Annotated in this window: 10 protein-coding genes; 8 read left to right on the top strand and 2 right to left on the bottom strand. The window is 33.1% G+C overall.

Annotation, left to right across the window (positions count from 1 at the left end; genetic code table 11):
* Positions 1-213: 213 nt before the first annotated feature.
* A complete protein-coding gene (locus ACTJJ9_RS17150) occupies positions 214-375 on the bottom strand; it encodes a hypothetical protein (protein WP_186324292.1) in 162 nt (53 codons plus the stop codon).
* 164 nt (positions 376-539) lie between these two features.
* On the opposite strand from ACTJJ9_RS17150, the gene ACTJJ9_RS17145 reads away from it, so the two are divergent.
* Positions 540-1,958, top strand: a complete 1,419-nt coding sequence (locus ACTJJ9_RS17145; RefSeq protein WP_145584383.1) for an NAD-dependent succinate-semialdehyde dehydrogenase — start codon at positions 540-542, stop codon at positions 1,956-1,958.
* 349 nt (positions 1,959-2,307) lie between these two features.
* Complete coding sequence (gene katA / locus ACTJJ9_RS17140) at positions 2,308-3,762, top strand: catalase KatA (protein ID WP_095301989.1); 1,455 nt, start codon at positions 2,308-2,310, stop codon at positions 3,760-3,762.
* 160 nt (positions 3,763-3,922) lie between these two features.
* Here the strand turns inward: katA and ACTJJ9_RS17135 are convergent, their stop codons facing one another.
* The gene (locus ACTJJ9_RS17135; protein ID WP_095301990.1) at positions 3,923-4,429 is read right to left on the bottom strand and encodes an acyl-CoA thioesterase; all 507 of its coding nucleotides are present in this window, start codon (positions 4,427-4,429) and stop codon (positions 3,923-3,925) included.
* A 295-nt stretch (positions 4,430-4,724) separates the two neighbouring features.
* On the opposite strand from ACTJJ9_RS17135, the gene ACTJJ9_RS17130 reads away from it, so the two are divergent.
* The 6 genes from ACTJJ9_RS17130 (at position 4,725) to ACTJJ9_RS17105 (ending at position 12,258) form a co-directional block, all read left to right on the top strand.
* Positions 4,725-5,096 (top strand): sensory rhodopsin transducer, encoded by a 372-nt coding sequence (locus ACTJJ9_RS17130; protein ID WP_095301991.1) that lies wholly within the window; start codon positions 4,725-4,727, stop codon positions 5,094-5,096.
* Positions 5,097-5,283: 187 nt separating this feature from the next.
* Entirely contained in the window at positions 5,284-7,068 is a 1,785-nt protein-coding gene (locus ACTJJ9_RS17125; protein ID WP_145582505.1) for a cache domain-containing sensor histidine kinase, read from the top strand.
* The gene (locus ACTJJ9_RS17120) at positions 7,061-8,602 is read left to right on the top strand and encodes a response regulator (protein ID WP_145582504.1); all 1,542 of its coding nucleotides are present in this window, start codon (positions 7,061-7,063) and stop codon (positions 8,600-8,602) included. The genes ACTJJ9_RS17125 and ACTJJ9_RS17120 overlap by 8 nt, the downstream gene beginning before the upstream one ends.
* Positions 8,603-8,991: 389 nt before the next feature.
* Positions 8,992-10,293 (top strand): ABC transporter substrate-binding protein, encoded by a 1,302-nt coding sequence (locus ACTJJ9_RS17115; protein WP_095301994.1) that lies wholly within the window; start codon positions 8,992-8,994, stop codon positions 10,291-10,293.
* 168 nt (positions 10,294-10,461) lie between these two features.
* Entirely contained in the window at positions 10,462-11,361 is a 900-nt protein-coding gene (locus ACTJJ9_RS17110) for a carbohydrate ABC transporter permease (protein ID WP_440768775.1), read from the top strand.
* Between the two features lie 3 nt (positions 11,362-11,364).
* Positions 11,365-12,258 carry a carbohydrate ABC transporter permease gene (locus tag ACTJJ9_RS17105; protein WP_095301996.1) on the top strand — a complete coding sequence of 298 codons (894 nt, stop codon included), beginning with the start codon at positions 11,365-11,367 and terminating at the stop codon, positions 12,256-12,258.
* Positions 12,259-12,286: the final 28 nt, after the last annotated feature.

Raw genomic sequence — 12,286 nt, 5'->3', positions numbered from 1 at the left:
AATTATTACTTTCCAAATTTACATTCTCCATTTTAATTTGTTTTGAAATTATAATAGAAGGTTTTATCGCTAGAAAATCGAATAATATTATGAAACGGGAGATTTTCCTAGTTGCATTCAACTCTGATATTTATTTATCTAGTTTAGGAAAGAGTCGCATTCTTTGAGACTATGATAGAAGTAAGAGGGACTGTCAAGTTGACAGTAATCCCCTTATGGTAAATCGGAGTGTTTACCAGGCTCATCTTTTCCACCAGTATCATTACCTGTTCCTGACGTATAACCAACTCGATAGACAGAATCTTTTTTTTGACGAAGTGCATCAGGCATTTGGTATTGTTTTTCATCATTTTGAAATTGCCCTTTTTTTGACATTGGAATACCTCCCAACATTTTATAGTAAACATTCCAAAATAGTTTAACCTAATAAGGACAAATTATTAGCGGATTTAGATTAGAGCATTTTTCTTGAAACATCATGATAAGTTATTTACGTTATAAAATAGCAAGTGAAGAAAAGGTATCAAGAGGAGGAAGTCATGAAACATTTTCATATTTTTATAGATGGTCAATGGATAGGGGAAGACCTTGAAAAAATAGACGTAATAAATCCAGCAACTAGCGAAGTGGTTGCAACTGTACCTAATGCAGGGAAGAAAGAATCGGAACATGCAATTGCTTCGGCTTATCGAGCATTTTCAGAATGGTCCTCTTTATCAGCATATGAACGTTCCGAATATATTCGTCAATGGTACGATTTAATAAATGAGCATCAAGATGAGCTTGCTAAAACAATGACAGTCGAACAGGGAAAACCATTAAAAGAGGCATTAGGTGAAATTGGTTATGCAAATGGTTTCTTATCGTGGTATGCGGAGGAAGCTAAGCGAATATACGGTGAATTGATTCCTGCCACTAGTCAGAATAAACGCCTTTTTGTTCAAAAACAACCAGTTGGAGTTGTAGCAGTTATTACCCCATGGAATTTTCCAGCTGCAATGATTACAAGAAAGGTTGCCCCTGCTTTAGCTGCCGGTTGTACAGTTATGATTAAACCTGCAGAGCAGACGCCATTAACAGCAATTAAACTGGTCGAATTAGCGGAAAAGGCAGGTATTCCTAAAGGTGTTATAAATATAGTGACTGGTAATGCAGAGGAAATCGGAGATGCTTGGTTACAGGATGAAAGGGTCCGAAAGCTAACCTTTACTGGTTCAACTGAAGTGGGAAGACTTCTTATGCAAAAAGCGTCAAAAACAATTAAAAAATTGTCTTTAGAGTTAGGGGGACATGCACCAGTTATTATCCTTGACGATGCAAATATTGAAAAGGCAGTCACAGAGGTAATCGCAGCGAAATTTCGCAATGCTGGACAAACGTGTGTTTGTGCAAATCGGATATATGTTCATGACTCCGTATATGAATCTTTTTTACAAAAGTTTAAAAATAAGGTAAGTGAATTGGTTGTCGGTAATGGATTAGAAGAAGGGGTAGATATTGGGCCATTAATTGACAAACATGCTGTTAAGAAAGTGATCGACCAAATTGAAGATGCAGTTGGGAAAGGTGCGGTACTTGAAACTGGAGGGAAGGTAATAAATGATTTATTTATTGAGCCAACCGTTCTTTCAAATGTAGAAGATGATATGTTATGTATGATGGAAGAAACATTTGGACCTGTTGCACCTGTTACAAGATTTAGTAGTGAAGAAGAAGTTATCGAAAGGGCCAACAATTCTATTTTCGGTCTTGCAGCTTATATTTTCACGGAAAGTATCTCAAAAGGCATTCGAATAAGTGAAGCATTAGATTACGGGATTATCGGTTTAAATGATGGTTTACCTTCAACACCACAAGCACCATTTGGAGGCTTTAAACAAAGTGGTTTAGGTCGTGAAGGTGGGTACCATGGAATTGAAGAGTATTTGGAAGTGAAATATATATCACTTGGTATATAAACTATAGTAACAAAAACAAAATAACTTTCCTTTAGATATTTTCATTTAATTATTTTAAATGATATTTAAATGGAGAGTTATTTTTTTATTTTTAAATAAAGAGTATAAATGAAAAAAAATGAGGGGAAATATGGAATTTAGCTCTCCTAACTCTAATGTTCATTTGTGTGAAAAAGATTACTAGAATGCTAGAAACAAACAGATTCACTCTTGGTTTTAATATAAATTAAAGTTATTTGGTCATAATTTTAACTATTAAATTATAATTATTATAAAAAAGTATTGATTTTTAATTGAGAGATGTTATTATAATACTATATTCAAATAAAATATGAGGTGATTCTTAAAAATGACTAATAACAGATTAACTACTAGTTGGGGTGCTCCCGTTGGAGACAACCAAAACTCAATTACAGCAGGCTCTAGAGGTCCAGTATTAATACAGGATGTTCACCTTTTAGAGAAATTAGCGCATTTTAATAGAGAACGTGTTCCAGAGCGTGTTGTTCATGCTAAAGGTGCTGGTGCACATGGATATTTTGAAGTAACAAATGATGTTTCTAAATATACTAAAGCAAAGCTGTTTAATGGTGTTGGAAAACGTACACCAATGTTTATTCGTTTCTCAACAGTTGCAGGTGAGTTAGGTTCTGCTGATACTGTTCGTGATCCACGTGGATTTGCTGTAAAATTTTATACAGAAGATGGTAATTATGACATCGTTGGGAATAATACACCTATTTTCTTTATTCGCGATGCTATTAAATTCCCAGACTTTATCCATACTCAAAAACGCCATCCACAAACACATTTGAAAAACCCTAATGCTGTATGGGATTTCTGGTCACATTCACCTGAATCTCTACACCAAGTAACATACCTTATGGGAGACCGTGGTATTCCTGCAACACTTCGCCATATGAATGGATATGGAAGCCATACATTTAAATGGACAAATGCTGAAGGTGAAGGCGTATGGATTAAGTATCATTTTAAAACAGATCAAGGTGTTAAAAATCTAGACCCAGCAGTTGCTGAGAAATTAGCAGGAGAAAATCCTGATTATCATACAGAAGATTTATTCAATGCAATCAAAAATGGTGATTTCCCTTCTTGGACATTATATGTTCAAATTATGCCATTAGAAGATGCAAATACTTATCGTTTTGACCCATTCGATGTAACAAAAACTTGGTCTCATAAAGACTATCCATTAATTGAAGTTGGTCGAATGGTGCTTGACCGTAACCCGGAAAACTATTTTGCAGAAGTTGAGCAAGCAACATTCTCACCTGGAACACTTGTACCTGGTGTAGATGTATCACCTGATAAAATGTTACAAGGTCGTTTGTTTGCTTACGCAGATGCTCATCGATACCGCGTTGGTGTAAATCATAATCAATTACCAATTAATCGTCCACGTGTTGATGTAGACAATAATCAACGTGATGGATTCATGACTATGACAAATGGTAAAAATCCAGATGTTTATTATGAGCCAAACAGCTATGGTGGTGCTGTTGAAACACCTGAAAACAAACAAGCTGCTTTCCCAGTTTCAGGTGTTGCTGAAAGTGTACCTTATGACCGTGATGATCACTATACACAAGCGGGAGATTTATACCGTTTAATGAGTGAGGAAGAACGTACTCGTACTGTGAATAATATTGTAGGAGCAATGAAGCCAGTTGAAAAAGATGAAATTAAACTTCGTCAAATTGGTCACTTCTACAAAGCAGATCCTGAATTTGGAACACGTATTGCAGAAGGCTTAGGATTATCCGTACCTGAAACAGTAAAATAATTTTTAATAGTATAGAAAACTAATTTAATAGTAATACACGACTTATTCTCAAACTATTCTCATTTTTTCTCAAATAAAAAAGTATCCGTTTTTGCGGATACTTTTTTTATGGTTCTTTTGATTAAGGGTACAAATTTTTTTCTATCAAAAGAGTACTAAATTATAATGTAACGACCTTTGCAAATGCAGCGCTATGCTCTCTTCGCTCTTTACGATGATTAATTCGTTGCTGTGCTGTATTAAATAACATAATTTCCTCATCTGATTCTGGTTTTACTTTCGGAACAGTGACTGGCTTTCCATTGCTATCTAAGGCAACGAAAGTTAAAAAGGATGTGGCAGCAAGCTTTCGTTCCCCGGTTTTTAAATCCTCAGAAATAACCTTTACAAAAACCTCCATCGAGGAACGCCCTACAGATGAGACGTACGATTCCAAACTAACTGAATCACTTTGACGAATCGGAATAAGAAAATCTACTGAATCTGTAGAAGCAGTAACTACTTCACATCTCGAATGTTTTGCGGCTGAAATTGAGGCAACATCATCAATATAGCTCATTAATTTACCACCAAATAATGTATTGTGGTTATTTGTATCAAGTGGGAATACACGACTAGTTTTAATGACAAGTGATTCTTTACATGTCTTTTCTGTTCTTTCAACCATAAAAATCGTTCGCCTTCCTTCTTAACAAATAGGATTTTCACTTAAACTGACATAGGTGAGGAAAAGTTACCCTTTAAACCCTCTTAGCCCTACTATTATTAGCTTTTTAACAATGTATAGTCAATTATTTAGTTAACTCATCTTCCTAATTATATCGTAAGGTAAGAAGAAAAACCTATAGAATGCATCATTTATATATTGTTACAGAAAAAGAAACATATTATAATGAACGATAACGAACAAAAAAATACTAAACTGTACAAAAAATATTACTTTTTTGGAAAGGATGAATAGGATGGGTAGAAAAAAAGGAGAAACGCATTGGATTATTCCGGATGGTTATATTCCACCATTAAGCTCAGGAGAATTAGTTAGTCATGAATCAATTTGTATTTTAAATTGCAATGAAACAGCTGCTTCAGTATTCATTACAATTTATTTTGAGGATCGGGAACCTTTTGAGAAAATTCCTGTTATCATTGATGCAAAAAGAAGCAACCATTTACGTACATCATCTTTGGAATTTAACGGTGAAAAAATCCCTGTTGGCGTTCCTTATTCAATTGAAGTTGAGAGTGACCAACCGATAATTGTCCAATATAGTCGATTAGATGCTACACAGCCAAGCTTAGCTTTAATGTCAACGATGGGTTATCCGTTAATTTAATTATCATTTAGTATGAAGGCTTATAAGATAAAAAGATTTGTTTTATAATTATTTCATATAATAGATTGTAAACCCTTTCATACTCTGGTAAATTTGATAGACAAGCAAGGTTGTAGTGTTTTAGTTTCAATTAGCATAATAGAATTTTATTGTTTAAGTACGAAAATGGTGGAGGAGAGACGAAAAAATGATGAAAAAAATAGTTAATTTCGTTTTACACCTCCTTAATGCATACAATGATTTAAAAATTAAATATAAGCTAATTGCAATTATTTCAATTATTATGCTTGTTTGCCTTTTATTTACGATTGTTGGATTTCAGTATGCATTTAAAAGCTATGATGAACAAATCTATCGAAAATCCTCACAAGTGTTAATTATGTCTTCTAATCAAATTGAGGATGAGTTAAAAAACATTGAAGAATTATCATTTAATATTTTAAAAGATAATACCCTTCAAACGAACTTAATGAAATCAAAGGAAGAAATTACGAACTACGAGCAATATCAAATTGAGAGTGAAATTTGGGAGAAGCTCACAAGCTACATAGGGAATGAAAAATACATTCAATCGATTTATTTGTTTGATCAATATGGGAGAGAATATCGCGCTGGAAGAGATAATTCTGAAAAAATTGATAAATATAAAAGTAAGCTATTTAAAAAATCGATTGCAGGTGATGGAAGTAACGTATGGGTTTCGTTTGAAGACTCTAGTAATTTAATTTACTCAACAAGACAGATTAAGGCGTATAAAAACTTAAGCTTTGAATTATTAGCTACATTAGTCATTGAAGTAAATTTAGATGAAATCGTAAAAGAGTTACCAAGAGAATGGGATGGTCAAGAGGGTGGAATTATCATTTCGAATAGTGAAAGGCCATTTTACTTAGAAAATAGCATCCTAAACTATGAACAACTCATTTTTCCTATAAAAAATAGTCAAGGTTACTTAATAAAAAAAGAGAAAGGGAGAACGTTCTTTATTACTTATTCAAAATCTCCTTATGCTGATTGGACATATTGGAACATCATCCCGTTCGGTGCGATGTTTGCGAAAGTAACGGCAATGAAATATATTGTTATTATTATTTTTTTATTATTATATTCAGGAGCTATTTTTCTAGCTATTAAGTTTTCAAAACATATTACGAATCCAATTGAAAAATTAGTTTCTTCGATGAAATCTGTACAAAAAGGAGATTTTAATATACCTGAGTCGATAAAGTCAAACGAATATAATTTTCATAATGAAGTCGCTATCTTGCATAACAATTTTTATATGATGATTGATCGGATTAATGAGTTAATTAAAGAAAACTATGAAAAGCAATTGTTAATAAAAGATACTGAATTTAAAGCACTTCAATCGCAAATAAACCCACACTTTTTATATAACACTTTAGAATCAATTAACTGGTTAGCAAAGATAAATAATCAGCAAAAAATATCTAATATGGTTGAATCGTTAGGTTATTTATTGAGAAATGCGATTAGTATTAAAGAGGATGTAATAACGGTCCGAGAAGAATTAGAAATTGTAAAACATTATGTCACAATTCAAAAGTTTAGATTTGAGGATCGTTTGAATTTTGAAATAGAAATCAATGAGCAGGAAATGGATTGTATCGTTCCGAAATTAGTAGTTCAGCCATTGGTAGAAAACTCGATAAATTATGCATTAGAAACTATGATTGAATGTTGCCAAATTAAAGTGATAGTTAAAAAAGTTAAAAACGATCTTCATATAATTGTAGAAGATAATGGAATAGGTATGGATAAAGACCACTTAGAGAATGTGATGAAAGGTGAATACAAAAGTAAGGGAAATGGAATTGGATTAAAGAATATTGAATCTAGAATAAAATTTGTCTTTGGTCAAGAATATGGTTTAACAGTTGAAAGTAAGTTAAATGTAGGTACGAAGGTAATCCTTGTCATACCATATCGAATGAGGTGGGAATATGCATAAGGTTTTATTAGTTGATGATGAAAGAATTATTTTGGATGGAATATCCAAAATAATCGATTGGGAACAATTAAATCTACATTTAATTGGAACTGCACGAAATGGTTTAGATGCCTATAACATCATAAAAGAAAAAAAACCAGATATCGTTATTTGTGACATTAGAATGCCTGGGCTCAATGGTCTTGAGTTGGTAAAAAAAGTAACCAATGAGGAAATCAATGTGAAATTTATTATATTATCTGGATTTGGTGAATTTTCTTATGCTAAACAGGCGATGGAATTTGGAGTGAAACATTATTTGCTTAAGCCATGTAATGAAAACCTAATTGTTGAGGCTTTGAATTCAATAAAAAATGAACTTTCTCTTGAAGAAAAAAGAGAGCGTTTTCTTGTTGATATGCGGAATCAATTGAACCAAATTCAACCATATGTAAAAAAGCAGCTATTAAAAGAATTTATCTCAACTAAATTGGATAGTAATCATGGTATTACCTTTTACGAAAGATTATTCCGGATTGATTTCGATGATGAAAAAATTAGAGTCATTTTACTTAAGCCTGAAGGTGATTATCATTATGAGCATATGTTTGTCATCGAAAATATCGGGGAAGATTTATTTGCTCCATCTATTCTTACAACAACTATTGGTGAACATATAGTGTTTATTGTAAAGGATTTAGAAATGGTTTCCCTTCACGAAAATTTAAAGCAATTAAAGGAGTATTTTTATCAAATATATGAGCTCGATATGACCGTTGCAATTAGTGAAGTAAATCAAATTACAGCTGCCAGAGACTTATATTTAGAGGCGTTAGAGTGTTTAAATCATCGGTTTTTCTTAGGTGAAGGGAGCATCATTACGAAACTAGATATTCAGAAAACAAAAATTCGAAATCAATATGAATACGATGGACAAAATTTATGCCTTTTAATAAAAACGGGAAATTGGGAAAAAGTAGAGAGTGAAATTTCTAACTTTTTTGGAAATTTAACGAAAATGATGCTCTCAACTAATATGACGCGCTCGTATGTTATGCATCTTTTCATAGAAATGATTCAACATTCTGATTCAAATTGTATTCATGCCTATATGGAAAAGATGTCATCATTAATGGATATGGATACAATTCAACAAATGAGATCTTTCTTTGTCAACAATGCAAAAGAAATAACAGATTTTCATTTAAATAGGCATAAATCAAATCATTCAGAAATAATAAAAAATATGATTGAGATTGTAAATGAGAATCTAGGAAACTCCGAACTTTCGTTAAAATGGGTTGCAAATAGAGTATTTATGAATGCTGATTATTTAGGTAAGCTTTTTAAACAAGAAACTGGTGAAAAGTTTTCGAGCTATGTGACAAGGGTCAGAATTGAAAAAGCAATTGAGCAAATCCAACAAATGGATGATGTAAAGGTATTTACATTAGCTGAAATGATTGGGTACGGAGATAATCCGCAATATTTTAGTCAGGTTTTTAAGAAATATACTGGATATACGCCATCTGAATATCGGAAAGTTATTTGTTAGACTCATTATCTTATAATTCTTTGATAATGAGTTTTTTTTGGCTCCTTTCGAAAGATGCGTTGTTTCAAACTAATTGAGTTCCGAGGTTATATTTAAACTCTTGAGGGTATTCCCACAAAGAGTCTTTATGACATCTCTAAAGACGGCAGACATGATCATTTTAGTTATTCTTATATTTTGAAAGCTAATAATATCATCAATATTTGTCATGAAAAGGATTATTTTGTTTTAATTGGTGGAAGGTTGTACAAATTTCAGTCCAAAAGTATGAATAAAAAATAATGAACTCTGTTTTTTAAACATAAATCTCTGTTTTTTAAATTCCTATGAGACCGAAAAGGCTCTAGAATAGTAAGTGTAAGCGGTAACAAAAAATAAGGGGGATGAAAATGAAGAAATTTTTGTTGTTATTTGTAGCAATTTTTATGGTATTCTCAATGGCTGCTTGTAGTAGTGGAACGAGTTCTTCTGGTGAATCGGGATCTGATTCTGGTGGAGGAAAAGACGATAAAGTTACTCTACGTATTGCCTGGTGGGGGGAACAGACAAGAAATGATTACACTCTAGAAATTATTAAAATGTACGAAGAGAAAAATCCAAATGTAAAAATTCAAGCTGAATATGCAAGCTGGGATGATTATTGGAAGAAATTGGCTCCTCAAGCGTCAGCAAATCAATTACCTGACATTATTCAAATGGATTTATCCTATTTCTCTCAATACGCTGAAAACGGACAATTAGCAGACTTAACACCGTTTATTGGGAAGGAAATTGACACGACTAACTTTACAGAAAATTATATTAACGGTGGGAAAATCGGAGACAAGTTATACGGATTTAATGCTGGGGTAAACGTACTTGGCTTCAATTATGACCCTGCACTGTTGAAGAAAATAGGAGTAGAAAGTCTTGATGAGAATTGGACATGGGATGATTATAAAGAGATTGCTGCTAAAGCAAAGGATGCTGGATTATATGTTGATACAGGCATGAAAGCAGATGTGTTCTTTAATTATTATTTAAGAACGTTAGGACACACATTATTTAGTAAAGATGGAACTGGTTTAGGATATGATGATGATCAATTATTTATCGATTTCTTTGAAATGACATCAGGTTTGGTGAAGGATAAGGCTGTTCCAACTCCTGATTATCTAGCTCAGTTAAAAGGAATTGAAGATGACCCAGTTGTAACAGAAGATGCGATTGGAATTTGGCAATGGTCAAACCAGTTCGTTGGATTGCAACAGGTTGCTAATCGACCATTACAAATTCATAATATGCCAGGACCGAATGCTAAAGAAGGCTTATATTTAAAACCAAGTATGTTCTGGTCTGTAGCGAATAATTCAAAACATCAAGAAGAAGCAGCAAAGTTTATTAATTTCCTTGTAAACGATGTTGAAGCAAATAAATTAATTTTAGGTGACCGTGGTGTTCCAGGTTCCTCTGAAGTTAAAGAAGCTCTAAAACCAGAGTTATCTCCTGAGCAAACTCTAGTATTTGAAAGTGTTGAATGGGCGGAACAAAACAGTTCAGATTTTGATGGTCCAGACCCAGTTGGAGCTGGTGAAGTAATTGAACTACTTGATAGCTTAGGTGAACAAATGGCATACGGACAACTTGAGGTAAAAGATGCTGCAAAACAATTTAGACAACAAGCGGAAAGCATCTTAGCACAAAATAAATAGTTGCTAGTTAGTGAGATGAGGGTGGCTCGGAGTAAAGGGTGTAATACAGCATGAACTGTTCTCCCTTTAAAAGGAGATCAAGTGCTTTGGAACATTTCCATTATCCCTCCCGAGTTATCCTCTTCTCATATATTAAAGGTTTTAGAGCCATAGAAAGGAAATGATTATATGAGTGCTCAAACTATTAAACAAAATTTAAGAGGGTACTTGTTTATTAGTCCCTTTATTATCGGATTTTTGGCGTTTACGTTGATACCGATTGTTACCTCATTATATTTATCATTTACTAAATATAATTTGTTTGGGGCACCTGTTTGGATTGGTTTAGAAAACTATCAAAAAATGTTTACAGAGGATCCAAGATATTGGCAGTCTTTAAAAGTAACTTTAATTTATGTTTTCGCTGGAGTCCCTTTAAGATTAGGTTTTGCTTTACTAATAGCGATTATTTTAAATACTGCTTCTCGAGCTGTAGGTCTTTATCGAACTTTATTTTATTTACCATCATTAATTGGTGGAAGTGTCGCTGTTGCAATTATGTGGAGAAATATTTTTGGCGATGAAGGAATCGTTAACATTCTCTTAGGGTTGTTAGGTATTCCAGATGTACGTTGGTTTGGAGATCCAACTGCTGCACTTTGGATGTTAATATTCTTATCAGTTTGGCAATTTGGATCATCTATGTTAATTTTCCTAGCAGGTTTAAAAGGAATACCAGCAACATATTACGAAGCAGCGAGTGTAGATGGAGCTAATTATTGGCAAAAATTCATTAAAATCACTTTACCGATGTTAAGTCCAGTTATTTTATTTAATACAATTATGCAAACGATCGCAGCGTTTATGACATTTGTTCCTGCATTTATCATTACTAAAGGAACTGGTGGTCCACTTGATGGTACACTTCTATATTCACTTTATCTCTTCATTCAAGGATTTGAATTCTTCAATATGGGTTATGCTTCTGCGATGGCTTGGATTATGTTAATTATTGTAGGAATTTTAACTGCAATTATTTTCTACACATCAAAATTCTGGGTTCATTACGAATCAGAAGGGGGGAAATAACGGATGAGTTCAAATACAAATGTAAAAACAGTAGCAAGAACACCAATTATAAAAGTTTCCAATGTTAAGTCAGTAAAGTGGTGGGTATATCACATTCTTGTTGGTGGCTTTGCATTATTAATGCTTTATCCAGTTATTTGGCTCCTAATGAGTTCATTTAAACCTAGTGATACGATATTCGTAACTGCAAAATCATTAATTCCAGATACATGGACTTTACAGAACTTTACACAAGGCTGGGAAGGTATTGGTGGAAATTCATTTGGCGTTTTTATTAAAAATACTGTAGTTCTAGTTATTTTTACAATGATTGGGCAAGTGATTTCGTCGGCATTTATTGCGTTCGGTTTTGCGAGATTAAACTTTTTCGGAAAAAACTTTTGGTTTGCAATTATGATGGTTACGCTCATGCTTCCGTATGAAGTGGTCATGATTCCACAATATATTATTTTTGCACAGTTAGGATGGCTTGATTCTATTAAACCAATTGCTGTTCCAGCCTATTTTGGTCACCCATTCTTTATATTCCTACTCGTTCAATTTATTCGAACAATCCCGAGAGAATTGGATGAAGCTGCAACAATTGATGGATGTAACACGTTCAAAATATTTTATAAAATTATACTCCCATTAATAAGACCAGCTTTAGCAACTGTATCAATTTTCTCCTTTTATTGGACGTGGGATAATTTACTCGGACCAGTATTATATCTAAATAATCCGGCAAAATACACTGTTTCAATGGCTTTAAACATGTTCTTAAGTAATGATACTGTTTCAAATTGGGGAGCGATGTTTGCTATGTCAATCGTTTCATTAATTCCAGTATTCGTCATTTTCTTCCTATTCCAACGCCATGTTGTAGAGGGTATTAGTACAAGTGGTTTGAAAGGCTAAATTTATAGGCTGTTTTTAAGAAAGGAAA

The sequence above is a fragment of the Metabacillus sp. 22489 genome, assembly GCF_052044855.1.
In the GTDB taxonomy this organism is placed as follows: domain Bacteria; phylum Bacillota; class Bacilli; order Bacillales; family Bacillaceae; genus Metabacillus; species Metabacillus niabensis.
The sequence above is the reverse complement of the archived record's forward strand: the minus strand, read 5'-3'. Positions and strand labels throughout refer to the sequence as shown.

Coding starts and splice junctions, on each gene's coding strand:
- ACTJJ9_RS17150 (WP_186324292.1), bottom strand. CDS start 375: ATGTCAAAAAAAGGGCAATTTCAAAATGATGAAAAACAATACCAAATG.
- ACTJJ9_RS17145 (WP_145584383.1), top strand. CDS start 540: ATGAAACATTTTCATATTTTTATAGATGGTCAATGGATAGGGGAAGAC.
- katA (WP_095301989.1), top strand. CDS start 2,308: ATGACTAATAACAGATTAACTACTAGTTGGGGTGCTCCCGTTGGAGAC.
- ACTJJ9_RS17135 (WP_095301990.1), bottom strand. CDS start 4,429: ATGGTTGAAAGAACAGAAAAGACATGTAAAGAATCACTTGTCATTAAA.
- ACTJJ9_RS17130 (WP_095301991.1), top strand. CDS start 4,725: ATGGGTAGAAAAAAAGGAGAAACGCATTGGATTATTCCGGATGGTTAT.
- ACTJJ9_RS17125 (WP_145582505.1), top strand. CDS start 5,284: ATGATGAAAAAAATAGTTAATTTCGTTTTACACCTCCTTAATGCATAC.
- ACTJJ9_RS17120 (WP_145582504.1), top strand. CDS start 7,061: ATGCATAAGGTTTTATTAGTTGATGATGAAAGAATTATTTTGGATGGA.
- ACTJJ9_RS17115 (WP_095301994.1), top strand. CDS start 8,992: ATGAAGAAATTTTTGTTGTTATTTGTAGCAATTTTTATGGTATTCTCA.
- ACTJJ9_RS17110 (WP_440768775.1), top strand. CDS start 10,462: ATGAGTGCTCAAACTATTAAACAAAATTTAAGAGGGTACTTGTTTATT.
- ACTJJ9_RS17105 (WP_095301996.1), top strand. CDS start 11,365: ATGAGTTCAAATACAAATGTAAAAACAGTAGCAAGAACACCAATTATA.